The sequence below is a fragment of the Xanthomonas sp. SI genome (assembly GCF_014236855.1).
Taxonomy (GTDB): Bacteria; Pseudomonadota; Gammaproteobacteria; order Xanthomonadales; family Xanthomonadaceae; genus Xanthomonas_A.
Genome location: NZ_CP051261.1, coordinates 4,636,385 through 4,650,897, shown reverse-complemented (window position 1 = coordinate 4,650,897; position 14,513 = coordinate 4,636,385). Strand labels below are relative to the sequence as shown.

The following is a 14,513-nucleotide window of genomic DNA, read 5'->3' as shown; positions in this document are numbered from 1 at the left end:
TCCCGAATCCCCAGTCCGGCCGCATGACCCCGGCCTTCACCGTCTTGACCGATAATGCCCGTCCCCCAGGATCCAAGCCCTATGAGCAGCGACATCCTCCGCACCATTCTCGCCCGCAAGGCCGAAGAGATCGCCGCGCGCAGCGCGCGCGTGCCGCTGTCCGAGCTGATGGCGCGCGCCGAGACGGCGCCACCGGTGCGCGGTTTCGCGCGTGCGCTGCAGGCCGCGATCGCCGCCGGCGATCCGGCGGTGATCGCCGAGGTCAAGAAGGCCAGCCCGTCCAAGGGCGTGATCCGCGCCGACTTCCATCCGGCCGACATCGCGGTCAGCTACGAATTCGGCGGCGCCGCCTGCCTGTCGGTGCTGACCGACGAGGACTTCTTCCAGGGTCACGACCGCTACCTGCAGCAGGCGCGCGAGGCGTGCACGCTGCCGGTGCTGCGCAAGGACTTCATCATCGACCCGTACCAGGTGTACGAGGCGCGCGTGCTCGGCGCCGACTGCATCCTGCTGATCGTCTCTGCGCTGGACGATCTGCAGCTGGCCGAACTGTCGGCGCTGGCGCTGCAGCTGGGCATGGACGTGCTGGTCGAAGTGCACGACATCGACGAGCTGGAACGCGCGATCCAGGTGCCGGTGCCGCTGATCGGCATCAACAACCGCAACCTGCGCACCTTCGAGGTGTCGCTGCAGACCACGCTGACGATGCAGGACGCGGTGCCGCGCGATCGCCTGCTGGTCACCGAGAGCGGCATCCTCGGCCCGGCCGACGTGGCGACGATGCGCGCGGCCGGCGTGCACGCGTTCCTGGTCGGCGAAGCCTTCATGCGCGCCGAGGAACCCGGCGAGGCGCTGCGCCAGCTGTTCTTCGAACCATGAGCGGAGCCTATCCCGCGCCGCGCGCCGATGCGCCGCTGGTGGTGTTCGATTTCGACCACACGCTGTACGACGGCGACTCGGGCAGCCATTTGTTCGCCTGGTTGATCCGGCGCAATCCCGTGCGCCTGGCCGCCGCGCTGCTGGCCACGCCGCTGCTGGGGCCGCTGGTGGCGATGCTGCCGACCCGGCGCACCGGCATTTCCGGCTACGTGTGGATCGCCAGCTTCGGCCTGCACCGCGCCCGCGAGTTCAACCGGGTGATCGACCAGTACGTGCTGCAGCACGAGGCGCGGATCCGCCAGCGCCTGCTGCCGCACGCGCTGGAGGTGTTCGCCCGGCACCGCGCCGCCGGCGACCGGGTGGTGGTCGCCACCGGCGCGCCGCCGGAACTGGCGCGCGCCATTCTCGGCTTCGTCGCCCACCAGGACGTGCCGGTGGTCGGCAGCCTGATCGGCCCGCGGCTGGGTGCGGTCACCGCCACCCGCCACTGCCACAACGAAGAGAAGATGCGCATGCTGCGCGAGCTGGGCTACGGCGAGATCGCCACCGCCTACTCCGACAGCACCGCCGACCTGCCGCTGCTGCACGCCGCCGCGGTGCCGGTGGTGGTCAATCCGAAAGCCTCGGCCGTGGCCCGCTTCCGCCGCGAACTGCCCTCCGGCACGCCGATCCTGAACTGGGGTTGCCGCGACCGCGCCGGCGACGCGGCGACCGGATTGGCCGCGCCGCGGAACTAAGGCTTATCCCCAGCACGAGCGCGTCGGCAGGCCTAAGCCCACCACCAGCGATGCAGCGTGCTGCCGATCTGGTACAGGCTGATCCCGAGCACCAGCAGGCCCACCGCCACCAGCACCCAGCGTTCGCGCACCCGCTTGACCAGTAGCGCCGCCAGCGGCGCGGCCAGCATGCCCCCGACCAGCAGTCCGAGCACGATGTCCAGGTGCTGGATGCCCATCGTCAGCAGGAAAGTCAGTGAGATCGACAGCGTCACCAGGAATTCGGCGGCGTTGACCGTGCCGATCGTGGTGCGCGCCTGGCCGCCGCGCGCCAGCAGGGTCGAGGTCGCCACCGGCCCCCAGCCGCCGCCACCGCTGGCGTCGAGCAGGCCGGCGACGAAGCCCAGCAGCGGCACCCGCTGCACCTGCTGCCGCGGCAGCGCGCGGCCGGCGGCGCGCAACAGGATCAGCACCGCCAGGCCGAGCAGATACAGATGCACGAGCGGGCGGATCATATCGCCCGGCAGTTGGGTCAGCACGTAGGCGCCGAGGATGCCGCCGGCCATGCCCGGCAGCGCCAGGCGCAGGAACAGGCGCTTGTCGACATTGCCCAGCGCCAGATGCGACAGGCCCGAGGCGCCGGTGGTGAACACTTCGGCGCTATGCACGCTGGCGCTGACCGCCGCCGGCGGCAGACCCATGCTCAGCAGCACGGACGAGGACACCAGGCCGAAGGCCATGCCCAGCGCACCATCGACCAGCTGCGCAGCCAGGCCGACCAGCACGAACCAATAGAACGTCTCGCTCAGAACCATCGCGGTGGACCGCCGCCGCTAGCGCGGCGCGCGGTCGCGGCCTTGCGCTCAGCGCGCGCCGTACAGCACCACGGTCTTGCCACGGGCGTGCAGGATGCCGTCGACCTGCAGCTTCTTCAGCACCCGCCCGGCCATCTCGCGCGAGCAGCCGACCAGCCGCGCCAGCTCCTGCCGCGACACGCGCAGCTGCATGCCCTGCGGGTGGCTCATCGCCTCCGGCTCCTGCGCCAGGTCGTGCAGGGTGCGCACGATGCGGTCGGTGACGTCCAGGAACGCCAGGCGGCTGGCCTTGCGCGAGGTGTCGAGCAGGCGCTTGGACAGCTGCACGCCGATCGCGTACAGCACCCGCGGCGCATCCGCCGACAGCGAGCCCAGGAACAGCTGGTGCAGGCGTTCGTAGCTGATCTCGGCCAGTTCGCACGGGGTGCGGGTGCGCAGGATCACTTCGCGCTGGTCCGATTCGATGAACAGGCCCATCTCGCCGACGAACTCGCCGCTGCCGAAATAGCCCAGCACCAGCTCGCGGTCGTCATCTTCCTCGGCGATGATGCTGACCGAGCCGCTGACGACGTAGTACAGGGTGCCGGCCGGATCGCCGGGCCTGAACACGTCCGTCCGCGCCGGATAGCGACGCCGATGGCTGTGGGCCAGGAAGCGGTCGATGGTGGCGGTGTCCAACGTCAGAGGACTTGGAGCGATGCGCACAGGTGTTGCAGTGGAGGTGTTTCCGGGACTCATGGCGGCTTCGCTACTACGTGAGTCCCGAAGCTTAACGGGACGCGTTGTCTGCGGCAAACGAGCGCCAGACCCCACGTTTCGCTACGGGCGCGTTTGGCCCATAATTGCTGCCCTTTCTACCCCATCCATCTTTTAGAGGATTCACGCCCGTGGTCAAGCCGTTGCCTCGCCTGAGGCTGCAAGGTTTCAACAACCTCACCAAGGCGTTGAGCTTCAACATCTACGACGTCTGCTACGCGGTGTCCGAAGAGGAGCGCCAGCGCTACATCGAGTACATCGACGAGCAGTACGACGCCGACCGACTGACCGAGATCCTCACCGATGTGGCCGAGATCATCGGCGCCAACATCCTCAACATCGCGCGCCAGGACTACGATCCGCAGGGCGCCTCGGTGACCATCCTGATCTCCGAAGAGCCGGTGATCGACAAGAAGCTGGCCGGCAAGGAGATCATCTCCGACGCGGTGGTCGCGCACATGGACAAGAGCCACATCACCGTCCATACCTACCCGGAAACCCATCCGCAGCACGGTATCGCTACCTTCCGCGCCGACATCGACGTCGCCACCTGCGGGGTGATCTCGCCGCTGAAGGCGCTCAATTACCTGATCGAGCGGCTGGAATCGGACATCGTGATCATGGATTACCGCATCCGTGGCTTCACCCGCGACGTGAAGGGCAAGAAGCACTACATCGACCACAAGATCAATTCGATCCAGAACTTCCTGGCCAAGAACATCAAGGCGCGCTACGAGATGTTCGACGTCAACGTCTATCAGGAGAACATCTTCCACACCAAGATGCACCTGAAGGACTTCGATCTGGACCAGTACCTGTTCGAGGAAAAGGCCAAGAATCTCTCGTTCAAGGAGCGCATGCGGATCGAGGCGCTGCTCAAGCGCGAGATCGAGGAACTGTTCCACGGTCGCAATCTGGCCGAGTAGCACGTCACATTCGGCGGGACGGCCCGCCACGCGGCGTTTGCGCTGCGACCCCTGCCGACGGCGGCCCGATGTGCAGACATCGGGCCGTTTTTGTTTTTATTTGTCTACGGAGACAGACAATGCCATGGATCTACCTGCTGCTCGCCGGCCTGTTCGAAATCGGCTTCGCGCTCGGCCTCAAGTACAGCGAAGGCTTCACCCGGCTGTGGCCGACGCTGGGCACGCTGGCCGGCGCCGGCATCAGCCTGTGGCTGCTGACCCAGGCGCTGAAGCACATTCCGCTGGGCACGGCGTATGCGATCTGGACCGGGATCGGTGCGTTGGGCACTGCAGCGCTGGGCATCGCGCTGTTCGGCGACAGCGCCTCGCCGGCGCGGCTGGCCTGCATCGGCCTGATCGTGGCCGGCGTGATCGGCCTGAAGCTGGTCCAGTCCTGAGCGCTGCCGGGTTCGCAGCCTGAGAAGCAAGCCAGTGGGGTAATGCGTGGTGTGGCGCAGTTGCGCCTGCGCAGCGCGCGTGGTCAGGCCACGGCGGGACGGCGCCGCGTGCCGAGCACGCGTCCGATCAGTACCTGGTGTGCGGCTGCGGCCAGCAGTGCGACGATCGACAGCGCGATCGCCAGGCGGGTCAGCACGCCGCCGAGGTTGCCGGCGTGCTGCAACTGGTCGAGGCGGCCGAAGCGCGACGGGTCGGCATTGGCGTAGGCGATCTCCACCGTGGCGCCGTCGAGCAGCAGCGGCGCGGCCTCGGCGCCGCTGGCCTCGAACGTGCCGCGGTGCAGCCGGCCCTTGCTCTCGAACACATAGTGGAAGCGGTAATGCACCAGCGGCTCGGCATGCACGCCGAAGGCGCCGTCGGCGATCACCGGCACCGTGGCCACCGAGTGGTCGGACAGGATCGCGCTGGCGTGGCGATAGTCGCCGAGCAGGTGGTACAGCAACGCGCCGCCACCGAGCGCGAACAGGCTGGCGAACAGCAGGCGCGAGAGCCAGCGGGTCCGTGGCGAAGCGATGTGGGTGGAGCGTGCGGGCATGTCGGTCGGTAAAGCGCGCGCAAGCGGCATGGCTCGGCGCAGTGGTGCAGCGGATGAAGGCGATGCCGGGATGGAACCGCCGGTCGCTGGAACAGGGCAAGCCGACGTGGAATCAGTCAGCTTTCGTTCACTTTAACCCGAATGCGCCGGCAATGCCAGCACGACCGTTCGCGGCATGCCTGTCGCGCCGTGCTCAGAGCCGGTAGGCGACCGCTTTCATCAGCCGCGAGGCGGCGGCCATCAGGCTTGGAATCGGCGCCGGCAAGCGCCGAGCGCCGGCCTGTTCGGCATGCTCGGCATGGCGCGCCTCGTCGGCCTTCATCACCTTCAGCACGTCGCGGCTGCGCAGGTCGGCCGGCGGCAGGGTCTGCAGGTGCTCGTCCAGATGCGCCTCGACCTGGCGTTCGGTCTCCACCACAAAGCCCAGGTTCCAGCCGTCGCCGCGCAGCCCGGCCAGGGTGCCGATCGCGTAGCTGCCGGCGTACCAGACCGGATTGAACAGGCTCGGGCGGCTGTCCAGTTCGCGCAGCCGCGCCGCGCACCAGGCCAGGTGATCGGTCTCTTCCTGCGCCGCCTCCAGCAGGTGCGCGCGGGTCGCCGGGTCGCGCGCGACCGCGGCCTGGCCGAAGTACAGGCCCTGCGCGCAGACTTCGCCGACATGGTTGATGCGCATCAGCCCGGCGGCGTGGCGGCGTTCGTCCGGCGCGAGCACCACGTCGGCGGTGGCCGCGGCCGGGTAGGGGCGTTGCGCCGGCGGATTGCCGAACACCGTCTCCAGCGCGCGCTGGGCTTCGACCAGGGCGCGGTCGAGCGGGGTATGCAGGCGGGGAGCCGTCATCGCGAGGGGCCTGGGAGCGGTGGGGGATTCGATTTTCGCCCCGGGTCGCCGCGATGCCAAGCGCCGGCCGGCGCTGGCGTCCCGCGCAGGGGCGGACTTGCGCGTGCCGCTGCTGGCGCGTAGAATTCCGCCTCTTGCGTTTTTGCAAGTCACAACGCGTGGCAAAGTTCAGGCAGCGTGCTGCCGGAATCCGCCCGACCAACCGAGTCTTCTTAATGAGCACCTTCACCGCTAAGTCCGAGACCGTCCAGCGCGACTGGTATCTCGTCGACGCCGCCGGCAAAACGCTGGGCCGGCTTTCCACCGAATTGGCCCGCCGTCTGCGCGGCAAGCACAAGCCGGTCTATACCCCGCACGTCGATACCGGCGATTACCTGGTGGTAATCAACGCCGAGAAGATCACGGTCACCGGCAACAAGCTCAACGACAAGAAGTACCACCGCTTCACCGGCTACATCGGCAACCTGAAGACCGAGACCTTGGCGCAGGCGCTGGAGCGTCATCCCGAGCGCGTCATCGAGATCGCGGTCAAGGGCATGCTGCCGAAGGGTCCGCTGGGTCGCGCCATGTACCGCAAGCTCAAGGTCTACAAGGGCTCCGAGCATCCGCATACCGCCCAGCAGCCGCAAGTTCTGGATATCTAATCATGGCTATCACGCAAAACTACGGCACCGGCCGCCGCAAGTCCTCCACTGCCCGCGTGTTCCTGCGCAAGGGCACCGGCAACATCACCGTCAATAACCGTCCGCTGGACGAGTTCTTCGGCCGTGAGACCGCGCGCATGATCGTGCGCCAGCCGCTGGAGCTGACCAAGAACACCGAGAGCTTCGACATCTTCGTCACCGCCGCCGGCGGCGGCACCACCGGCCAGGCCGGTGCGATCCGCCTGGGCATCGCCCGCGCGCTGGTCGAGTACGACGAAACCCTGAAGTCCGAGCTGCGCAAGGCCGGTTTCATGACCCGCGACGCCCGCGAAGTCGAGCGTAAAAAGGTCGGTCTGCACAAGGCCCGTCGCGCGACCCAGTTCTCCAAGCGCTGATCCACCGCGCCTGGCGAGGAATCCTTCGGGATTCCCCTGGGAATACGCAAAAGCCCGGCTCCGGCCGGGCTTTTGTCGTTTTGGGCTTTAGTTTGGTCTTGGCGGGTGAGCGCTATCGAGGTGGCAGGTCCAAACGATGGTGGTGGCTTTGGACCGCCCACGTCCGATTGCAGCGCCCAAGGCAATGCGTCATTCAATAGCATCGGCAGTCGAGCGCGGCCTGCCCGCAGGTCAAGGATTTACCTCCAACCTGCATCAAGGCGTCTGGTGAAAAGCCCCCTTGGAGTCCAAGGGGGCGCGCCGACAGGCGCGGGGATGTGGGGGCGGAAGGGCTGGGGCCCGCACCTTGCGCAGCAAGGTGCGGGGCGTAGGCGCAACGCGCCTACGCAAACCCCCGCGCCAAACAAAAAAGAAAGGCCGATCAAAGATCGGCCTTTCTTTTTTGTTTGGCTGCCCCGGATGGATTCGAACCACCGATGCCTGAGTCAGAGTCAGGTGCCTTACCGCTTGGCGACGGGGCAATGTCGCAGATCGCAATTATCGCACGCTTGCCGCGTGGACACCATGGTGGCTATGGGTGGACTCGAACCACCGACCCCAGCATTATGAGTGCTGTGCTCTAACCGGCTGAGCTACATAGCCTTGGTGAACCCCCAATTCTTATAGGAAATGGGGCGGCTGTCAACGGGTTTTTGCCGCGCTTGTGGGCCGGCCGCAGCCATGGCAGAGTCGGAGCCAGTAGATTTTTCAGGAGTCCGCATCGTGATCGATCCGGACGGTTATCGACCGAACGTGGGCATCGTGCTGATGCGGCCGGACGGTCAGGTGTTCTGGGCACGTCGCGTGCGCCGGGATGGCTGGCAGTTCCCGCAAGGCGGCATGAATACCGACGAGACCCCGGTCGAGGCCATGTACCGCGAGTTGCGTGAAGAGACCGGGCTGTTGCCCGAGCATGTCGAAGTGCTCGGTGCGACGCCTGGCTGGCTGCGCTATCGGCTGCCCAGCCGCGCCATCCGCCGCAACGAACGCCAGGTGTGCATCGGCCAGAAACAGGTCTGGTTCCTGCTGCGCATGCAGTGCGACGAGAGCGAATTGAACCTGGAGCTGACCGAGACCCCGGAATTCGACCATTGGCGCTGGGTCGACTTCTGGTATCCGGTGGAGCATGTGGTGCTGTTCAAGCGCGGCGTCTACGCGCGTGCGCTGCGGCATCTGGCGCCGTTGGCGCAGAGCATCGCCGGACCCGGCATCCGCGCCATGCCGACCCTGGCGCAGGAAGCGTGGATGCCCGGCAACAACGCCGGCCACGAGCGCCCGCGCAAGCGGCCGCGCAAGCGTGGCGGTCCCCTGGTCGCCCGTATTAATAACGATTAACGGTCGGAATTGACAACCATTCTCACTTTGGGTTGAATGGCGGCAGGCGCAGTCCGCGCCGTCCGCCGCCAACGCCATCGTGTACGTCTGCATCTGCAATGGGGTTACCGATCGCCAGATCCGCGAAGCCGCCGACGCCGGCTGCCGCAGCGTGTCCGAGCTGACCATGCGCACCGGTTGCGGTGCCACCTGCGGTTCCTGCCTGGACATGGCCGGCGACCTGCTGGAACGCGCGCTGCTGCGCGAGCTGCCGTTGCCCCTGCTGGGCGGCATGGCCCGCGCCGCCTGAAAGCGGCGTCCCCGCCGCGCCGATGCGCAGCGGGATGATCACGATTCGCGTTCCTTCACGGCCGCGGCCGATTCGCTAAAGTCTGCGCTTTCCACGCATTAGCGAGCACTGCGATGAAGGGCGACAGCAAGGTCATCGAGTTCCTCAACAAGGTCCTCTACAACGAGTTGACCGCGATCAACCAGTACTTCCTGCACGCCAAGATGCTGAAGAACTGGGGGCTGAAGGAGCTGGCCGAACACGAGTACAAGGAATCGATCGACGAGATGAAGCACGCCGACAAGTTGGCGGACCGCATCCTGTTCCTCGAGGGGCTGCCCAACTTTCAGGCGCTGGGCAAGCTGCGCATCGGCGAGAACCCGAGGGAAATCCTCGAGTGCGATCTGGCGCTGGAGCAGGACGGTACCACCACCTTGCGCGACGGCATCGCCTACGCCGAGTCGATCCAGGACTACGTCAGCCGCCAGCTGCTGGCCGACATCCTGGAGTCGGAGGAAGAGCACATCGACTGGCTGGAAACGCAGCTCGATCTGATCGGCCGCATCGGCGAGCCGAACTATCTGCTGACCAAGCTCGAGGACTGAGCCGGGCGTCGCCGCCTGGTCGTGTTTGGTCCGCACTCGGGCCAGCGTCAGGTAGCCACGGATGCTGGCATCCCTGTAGGAGCGGCTTCAGCCGCGACAGGCTCTATCCGGAGGTGCCCACAGGATCTGTCGCGGCTGAAGCCGCTCCTACAGGGGGTGCGGCGTCTACGGCGCGGTGCTTTCCGCGGCGTCGCGCAAGGTGTTGCGGTAGCCCTTCAAGGCCAGCCGCGCGCGCGCGAATTCGGCGATGACCAGCGCCACCGCGACCGCGGGGCGCTCCAACTGATGGGCGCGCACGCCGGCCTCGATGCGCGCGGCGGCGGCCGACAGCGCCAGTGCGCCGACGTTGGCGGCCGAGGACTTCAGCGTATGCGCTGCGTCGCGCAACGGGTCCAGTTGCGGGATCGAGGCGGCCTGCTCCAGGCGCTGGATCAGCTGCGGCGCATCGTCCAGGAACAGTTCCACGATCTGCGCGGTGGTCGCGCTGCCGGCGAGTTCGCGCAATTCGTCTAGCACCGCGATATCCAGCACCGGCAACGGGGTCGGCGGCAACATCGGTGCCGTGTCGGCGACGCTGGCAGCGGGCGTGGCGGCGACAGCGGCGGTTGCTGTCGGCGCTGCCGCGTTTTCTGCAGCCGCTTCTTCCGCGTCCGCCGACAACGCGACATCCGCCAGCGCGGCATTCACCGGCATACCATTGGCGGCACGGTGCGGCAGCCAGCGTTGCAGGCATTCCGCCAGCAGTTCGCGGTTGACCGGCTTGGACAGGTAGTCGTCCATGCCGGCCTCCAGGCAGCGCTGGCGGTCGCCGGCCATCGCGTTGGCGGTCATTGCCACGATCGGCAGTCGCGGCCGTCCCGCCGCCGCTTCGGACTGGCGCCATTGGCGGGTCGCGGCATAGCCGTCCAGGACCGGCATCTGGCAGTCCATCAGCACCAGGTCGTAGGGCTGCGCGTCCAATCTCGCCAGTGCGGCGGCGCCGTCCGTGGCGCTGTCGCTGCGGTAGCCGAGCACGTCGAGCAGCTTCTGCGCGACCAGCAGGTTGACCGGGTTGTCCTCGACCAGCAGCAGGCGGTAATCGGCGGGCGGCGAGGCCGGGCCGGCAGCGGTGTCCAGCTCCGGTTCGGCGGCGCTGGCCGAGGTTGGCGTTGGTTCGGCGGCGTGTGCGGGGTAGAGCGCGTCATCGGGCGAGGTCGGCTCGACGCTGGCAGCGGGAGCCGCCGCTGGCGCCAGCGCGAGCATCCCGCGCAGGTCCAGGTCCGCCGCCTGCCGCGACAGCAGCGCGCCGTGCGCGCGGATCTCGTCGGGAATCTCCACTTCCCCGTACAGCCAGATCAGGCGCACGCCATGCGGCGCCGGCAGGCGCCCGACGGCACGCTGCAGCGCGCGTGCGCTCTGGCGCAGGCCGTCGAGGTCGCCGATCACCAGGTCGTAGGGCGGGAGTGCGGGGCCGGCGGCGCGCAGCCGCTCCAGCGCTTCCTGGGTCGAGTCGACCTTGCTCAGCTGCACGCCCCAGTTCGGCAGCAGCGCTTTCAGGCGCTGGTACAGGCGCAGGTCGGCGCCGACCAGCAGCGCGTGCAGCCGCGGCAGGCCGCCCTGGAGTTGCGGCAGGTCGCCGATCACCTTCAGCAGCGGGATCTCGAACCAGAACGTGGCGCCCTGGTCGCTGCCCGATTCCACGCCGATGCGCCCGCCCATCAAGTCGACGATGCGCTTGCAGATCGCCAGCCCCAGGCCGGTGCCGCCGTACAGGCGGGTGGTGGAGGCATCGGCCTGGGTGAAGGAGCGGAACAGCCGTTCCTGCTGCTCGGCGCTGATGCCGATGCCGGTGTCGCGCACTTCCAGGCGCAGCAGGTGCTGCGCCGGGGTCTCGCCGAGGCGGCGCACGCGCACCTCCACGCTGCCGCGCGCGGTGAACTTGATCGCGTTGCCGATCAGGTTGCTCAGCACCTGGCGCAGCCGCACCGGGTCGCCGCGCACCGGCAGGCGCACCGCCGGATCCAGTTGCAGGCTCACGCGCAGGCCCTTGGCCTCGGCCGAGCGCTGCATTAGCTGCAGCACGCCTTCGAGCAGGTCGCGCAGGTTGAAGCTGGTGATCTCCAGCTCCAGCCGGTTCGCTTCCAGCTTGGAGTAGTCGAGGATGTCGTCGACGATGCGCAGCAGCTGCAGCGAGGAGTCGTTGGCGGCGCGCAGCATCTCGCGTTGCTCGGTGCCGAGCTGGCCGCGCGCGATCAGTTCCAGCATCGGAATGATGCCGTTGAGCGGAGTGCGGATCTCGTGGCTCATGGTGGCCAGGAATTCGCCCTTGGCCATCGCCGCGGCCTCGGCGGCCTGCTTGGCCTGCACCAGCTCCCGTTCCAGCCGTTCGCGCAGGTGCACGTCGCGCTGCAGGGCGTCGCGTTCGGATTCGGCCAGTGCGGCGCGTGCCAGCGCCGCGTCCAGCGCGCCGGCCTGCTGCCGCGCGCGCCAGCCGGCCACCACCGCCAGCAGCGCGGCGATGCCGATGCACAGCGGGGCCAGCAGATGCCAGGGCGGCGGCGGGGCCAGTACCGGCACCCCCAGCAGCGCGCCGGCGACCGCGCTTGCCGCGCTCGACGCGGCCAGCCACGGCAGGGGCCGGCGCCGGCGTGCGGGCATCGCTACAGCACCGCGTTCTGGAAATCGAAGTTCAGTTCGTCGCCGACCGACTGCACCAGGTTGCCCTGGATGAAATCGACCCCGCCCATCCACATCGCCGCGGCGGCCTGCGCTTCCTCGATCTGCTGGCCGATGATCAGCAGCCCGGCGCGGTGCGCCAGGTCGATCGCGGCGCGCAGCTGGTCGCGCAGTGCGGCATCGGCGTGCGCGTTGGCGAAGCGCGCGGACAGGCGCAGGTAGCCCAGCGGCAACTGGTTGAGCAGCGCCTCGGCCTCGGCGCCGGGTTCGAACTGGCTGAGGCAGAACTGCACGCCCAGCGGCATCAGCCGGGCGCAGAACTGCTGCAGCGTCACCGTGTGGATCAGCGCATCGTCCAGGCGCAGGTCGATCACCAGCGAGGTGCCGGTGACGCCGCGGCGGCCGATCGCCTCGACCAGCCAGTCGGCGAAGGCGCCGCGCGCCAGCGTGCGCGAGGACTGCGACACGAACAGGCGCAGCGGTGGCGTGGCGTGCTGGTACAGGTGCAGCAGGCCGAGCGCGTGGTCCAGCACCTGCTGGTCGAGGTCGGCGATGCGCCCGCCGGCCTCGGCTGCGGGCAGCACCTGCCCGGCCGACAGCAGCGTGCCGTCGCGCTGGCGCAGGCGCAGCAGCACCTGGTACTGCGCGGTATCGCCGCCGGCGACGGCGACGATCGGCTGGTAGGCCGGCTCCAGCTGGCCTTCGAACATGGCGATGCGGCCCAGGTCCTCTTCATCGCGCGGCGGCGCGTACGCGGCCACGCCCTGCGGGTGCAGGCGCGCCTGCAGCGCGGTGCGCTCGACCGCTTCCAGCGCGCTGCCGGCGTCTTCGAAGCCCTGCGCCAGGTCGGCATAGCCGATCGCGCAGCGCAGGTGCACGGCTTCGTCGTCGCGCAGCGGGAACGCATGGCTGGCCAGGGCTTCGCGCAAGGCCTGGGCGCGCTGCCGCAGCGCGTCCAGGTCGCTGTCCTGGGCCAGCAGCAGGAAGCTGTTGTCGTTGAGCCGGGCCAGCGGCTGCGGCGCGGTGACGCTGGCCAGGCGGCGTCCGGCTTGGGTCATCAGGCGTTCGAACGCGGCGTAGCCGTAGCGTTCGCGCAGGCCCAGCGCGCTGGCGATCTCGATGAAGAACAGGCCGCCGCCGGCGCGCGTGCGCAGCGACTCGCCGAGCAACTGCAGCACGTGGGTGCGGGTCGGCAGGCCGGTCTCGGGATTGTTCAGCGGCACGCCGTCGCTGGCGCTCTGCTGCGCCTGCTGGCGCGCGCGGCGGATGCGGTTGGAGACCGCGGCGATCAGGTGCCGCGGGCGGATCGGCTTGGTCAGGAAATCGTCGGCGCCGCTGTCCAGCACTTCGTATTGCAGCTCCGGATCCGGGTCGCCGGTCAGGAACACGATCGGCAGCAACTGGTGCTGCGGTTGCTGGCGGATCAGCGCGGTCAGGCGCATGCCGTCCAGGCCCGGCATGTGCAGGTCCATCAGGATCAGGTCGGGGCGGTATTCGGCGATCGCCTGCTGCACGCCTTCGGCCTGCATCTCCACCTGCGCCTGCATGCCGGCGCCGTGCAGCACGCTCTGCGCGAACAGGGCCTGCGAGCGGTCGTCCTCGACGATCAGGATGCGGTACGGCGCGTCCAGCGGCTGCGGCGGCGCAGCCGCGTCGCTGGACGCGCTCGGCGCTGCGGGGGGAGCGGTGTCGTGGCCGGCGGCAGCGGCCGCTGTGCCGTCTTCCGCACTCGGCGCCAGGGCCAGGTCGGACGCCGGCGCTTCCGGGTCGGGCACGGCGTCGGCGGCCCAGCGCCGCCAGTAGTGCGGTGGCGGGGTCTCGGCACGGACGTTGCGCGAACGCGGTTCGTCGCGGCTGGAAAGTGGTGCGGTGTCTCTTGCGGCCATCGCGTCTTTATCCTGGTGCGCGCGCAATTATGCGATGAAGTTCACGAAGACAGGGAGCCCTTGTGGCCCGGACCGGCAACGGCGGCGTCCGCGGGCACCGCCAGCAGGCGGCGGACGCCGCGCCACAGCGTGCGCCACACCCACCACACCAGCAGCGCACCCAGCACGCTCGCCCCAAGCAATACGGCCAGCGCCAGCCACGGATGCACCAGGGCCAGCGCGAGCGTGGCCAGGACCACCGAATCCTCGGTCAGCGAGGCGATCCAGTTGCTGGCCGGTTCCGGCGAGGTGTTCAGCAAGGCGCGCGAGCCGGCCTTCAGCACATGGCTGGTGAGCGCGACGCCGGCACCGGTGGCCAGCGCGCCGGCGCCCAGCTGGCCGTCCTGGGACAGCGTGGCCGCGGCCAGAAACGCGCCGGCCGGGATCCGGGTCAGGGTCTGCAGCAGGTCCCAGACCGAATCCACGCCGGGAATCTTGTCGGCGAAGAACTCGGCCAGCGCCAGCGCGCCGGAGGTGCCCAGCACCCACCACGACTCGGTGGCCTGCAGTGCCGGCGGCAAGTCCAGCCAGCCGAGCAGGCCGGCCACGCCGATCCCGAACACGGTCAGGTAGACGCGGATGCCGGCCAGCCAGGCCAGCAGGATGCCGATTACGAAGAGGTGGGCGTCGGTCATGGCGAGGCGCTCCTGCAGATGCGCGGGTGGCGGCCACTATCGGCCAAGC

At 68.7% G+C, this 14,513-nt stretch carries 16 protein-coding genes and 2 tRNA genes; 9 read left to right on the top strand and 9 right to left on the bottom strand.

Features of this window, described 5'->3' with window-relative positions:
* Positions 1-81 precede the first annotated feature (81 nt).
* Both trpC and HEP75_RS19765 read left to right on the top strand, forming a co-directional pair.
* The gene (gene trpC / locus HEP75_RS19770; protein WP_185814248.1) at positions 82-879 is read left to right on the top strand and encodes an indole-3-glycerol phosphate synthase TrpC; all 798 of its coding nucleotides are present in this window, start codon (positions 82-84) and stop codon (positions 877-879) included.
* Positions 876-1,616 (top strand): haloacid dehalogenase-like hydrolase, encoded by a 741-nt coding sequence (locus HEP75_RS19765; RefSeq protein WP_185824638.1) that lies wholly within the window; start codon positions 876-878, stop codon positions 1,614-1,616. The genes trpC and HEP75_RS19765 overlap by 4 nt, the downstream gene beginning before the upstream one ends.
* Before the next feature lie 32 nt (positions 1,617-1,648).
* On the opposite strand, the gene HEP75_RS19760 is transcribed toward HEP75_RS19765, so the two are convergent.
* Together HEP75_RS19760 and crp are read right to left on the bottom strand one after the other, a co-directional pair.
* Positions 1,649-2,410, bottom strand: a complete 762-nt coding sequence (locus HEP75_RS19760; RefSeq protein WP_185824637.1) for a sulfite exporter TauE/SafE family protein — start codon at positions 2,408-2,410, stop codon at positions 1,649-1,651.
* Between the two features lie 48 nt (positions 2,411-2,458).
* Entirely contained in the window at positions 2,459-3,148 is a 690-nt protein-coding gene (gene crp / locus HEP75_RS19755; protein WP_046979198.1) for a cAMP-activated global transcriptional regulator CRP, read from the bottom strand.
* A gap of 149 nt (positions 3,149-3,297) precedes the next feature.
* On the opposite strand from crp, the gene speD reads away from it, so the two are divergent.
* Both speD and HEP75_RS19745 read left to right on the top strand, forming a co-directional pair.
* The gene (speD, locus tag HEP75_RS19750; RefSeq protein WP_003476431.1) at positions 3,298-4,092 is read left to right on the top strand and encodes an adenosylmethionine decarboxylase; all 795 of its coding nucleotides are present in this window, start codon (positions 3,298-3,300) and stop codon (positions 4,090-4,092) included.
* 119 nt (positions 4,093-4,211) lie between these two features.
* A complete protein-coding gene (locus tag HEP75_RS19745) occupies positions 4,212-4,529 on the top strand; it encodes a multidrug efflux SMR transporter (protein WP_003470247.1) in 318 nt (105 codons plus the stop codon).
* A gap of 83 nt (positions 4,530-4,612) precedes the next feature.
* On the opposite strand, the gene HEP75_RS19740 is transcribed toward HEP75_RS19745, so the two are convergent.
* The gene (locus tag HEP75_RS19740; protein ID WP_255423918.1) at positions 4,613-5,125 is read right to left on the bottom strand and encodes a hypothetical protein; all 513 of its coding nucleotides are present in this window, start codon (positions 5,123-5,125) and stop codon (positions 4,613-4,615) included.
* A 193-nt stretch (positions 5,126-5,318) separates the two neighbouring features.
* Entirely contained in the window at positions 5,319-5,963 is a 645-nt protein-coding gene (gene coq7 / locus HEP75_RS19735) for a 2-polyprenyl-3-methyl-6-methoxy-1,4-benzoquinone monooxygenase (RefSeq protein WP_179569151.1), read from the bottom strand.
* Positions 5,964-6,178: 215 nt separating this feature from the next.
* On the opposite strand from coq7, the gene rplM reads away from it, so the two are divergent.
* Together rplM and rpsI are read left to right on the top strand one after the other, a co-directional pair.
* Complete coding sequence (gene rplM, locus HEP75_RS19730; RefSeq protein WP_003470250.1) at positions 6,179-6,607, top strand: 50S ribosomal protein L13; 429 nt, start codon at positions 6,179-6,181, stop codon at positions 6,605-6,607.
* Between the two features lie 2 nt (positions 6,608-6,609).
* Positions 6,610-7,002, top strand: coding sequence for a 30S ribosomal protein S9 (rpsI, locus tag HEP75_RS19725; protein ID WP_003470251.1), 393 nt, complete (start codon positions 6,610-6,612; stop codon positions 7,000-7,002).
* 447 nt (positions 7,003-7,449) lie between these two features.
* On the opposite strand, the gene HEP75_RS19720 is transcribed toward rpsI, so the two are convergent.
* A tRNA-Gln gene (locus HEP75_RS19720) sits at positions 7,450-7,523 on the bottom strand.
* A gap of 44 nt (positions 7,524-7,567) precedes the next feature.
* A tRNA-Met gene (locus tag HEP75_RS19715) sits at positions 7,568-7,644 on the bottom strand.
* Between the two features lie 120 nt (positions 7,645-7,764).
* Between HEP75_RS19715 and HEP75_RS19710 the strand changes: the two genes are divergently transcribed.
* The 3 genes from HEP75_RS19710 (at position 7,765) to bfr (ending at position 9,249) form a co-directional block, all read left to right on the top strand.
* Positions 7,765-8,376: an RNA pyrophosphohydrolase gene (locus tag HEP75_RS19710; protein WP_179569149.1), complete on the top strand. Its 612-nt coding sequence runs from the start codon at positions 7,765-7,767 to the stop codon at positions 8,374-8,376.
* 79 nt (positions 8,377-8,455) lie between these two features.
* On the top strand, positions 8,456-8,665 hold the full coding sequence (locus HEP75_RS19705; protein ID WP_058196882.1) for a (2Fe-2S)-binding protein: 210 nt from the start codon (positions 8,456-8,458) through the stop codon (positions 8,663-8,665).
* A gap of 113 nt (positions 8,666-8,778) precedes the next feature.
* Positions 8,779-9,249 (top strand): bacterioferritin, encoded by a 471-nt coding sequence (bfr, locus tag HEP75_RS19700; RefSeq protein WP_185814243.1) that lies wholly within the window; start codon positions 8,779-8,781, stop codon positions 9,247-9,249.
* Between the two features lie 165 nt (positions 9,250-9,414).
* Here the strand turns inward: bfr and HEP75_RS19695 are convergent, their stop codons facing one another.
* Genes HEP75_RS19695 through HEP75_RS19685 form a run of 3 tightly spaced genes read right to left on the bottom strand, consistent with a single transcriptional unit; the run spans position 9,415 to position 14,464 of the window.
* Positions 9,415-11,886 carry a hybrid sensor histidine kinase/response regulator gene (locus HEP75_RS19695; protein ID WP_255423917.1) on the bottom strand — a complete coding sequence of 824 codons (2,472 nt, stop codon included), beginning with the start codon at positions 11,884-11,886 and terminating at the stop codon, positions 9,415-9,417.
* 2 nt (positions 11,887-11,888) lie between these two features.
* Positions 11,889-13,790, bottom strand: coding sequence for an EAL domain-containing response regulator (locus tag HEP75_RS19690; RefSeq protein WP_185824636.1), 1,902 nt, complete (start codon positions 13,788-13,790; stop codon positions 11,889-11,891).
* Positions 13,791-13,831: 41 nt separating this feature from the next.
* On the bottom strand, positions 13,832-14,464 hold the full coding sequence (locus tag HEP75_RS19685; protein ID WP_185821279.1) for a DUF4126 domain-containing protein: 633 nt from the start codon (positions 14,462-14,464) through the stop codon (positions 13,832-13,834).
* Positions 14,465-14,513 lie beyond the last annotated feature (49 nt).

Bases quoted from the DNA above. Each gene is read 5' to 3' on its own strand.
- coq7 (WP_179569151.1), bottom strand. From the start codon at position 5,963: ATGACGGCTCCCCGCCTGCATACCCCGCTCGACCGCGCCCTGGTCGAA.
- HEP75_RS19740 (WP_255423918.1), bottom strand. From the start codon at position 5,125: ATGCCCGCACGCTCCACCCACATCGCTTCGCCACGGACCCGCTGGCTC.
- HEP75_RS19695 (WP_255423917.1), bottom strand. From the start codon at position 11,886: ATGCCCGCACGCCGGCGCCGGCCCCTGCCGTGGCTGGCCGCGTCGAGC.
- bfr (WP_185814243.1), top strand. From the start codon at position 8,779: ATGAAGGGCGACAGCAAGGTCATCGAGTTCCTCAACAAGGTCCTCTAC.
- crp (WP_046979198.1), bottom strand. From the start codon at position 3,148: ATGAGTCCCGGAAACACCTCCACTGCAACACCTGTGCGCATCGCTCCA.
- HEP75_RS19760 (WP_185824637.1), bottom strand. From the start codon at position 2,410: ATGGTTCTGAGCGAGACGTTCTATTGGTTCGTGCTGGTCGGCCTGGCT.
- HEP75_RS19765 (WP_185824638.1), top strand. From the start codon at position 876: ATGAGCGGAGCCTATCCCGCGCCGCGCGCCGATGCGCCGCTGGTGGTG.
- HEP75_RS19685 (WP_185821279.1), bottom strand. From the start codon at position 14,464: ATGACCGACGCCCACCTCTTCGTAATCGGCATCCTGCTGGCCTGGCTG.
- trpC (WP_185814248.1), top strand. From the start codon at position 82: ATGAGCAGCGACATCCTCCGCACCATTCTCGCCCGCAAGGCCGAAGAG.
- HEP75_RS19745 (WP_003470247.1), top strand. From the start codon at position 4,212: ATGCCATGGATCTACCTGCTGCTCGCCGGCCTGTTCGAAATCGGCTTC.
- rplM (WP_003470250.1), top strand. From the start codon at position 6,179: ATGAGCACCTTCACCGCTAAGTCCGAGACCGTCCAGCGCGACTGGTAT.
- HEP75_RS19690 (WP_185824636.1), bottom strand. From the start codon at position 13,790: ATGGCCGCAAGAGACACCGCACCACTTTCCAGCCGCGACGAACCGCGT.
- rpsI (WP_003470251.1), top strand. From the start codon at position 6,610: ATGGCTATCACGCAAAACTACGGCACCGGCCGCCGCAAGTCCTCCACT.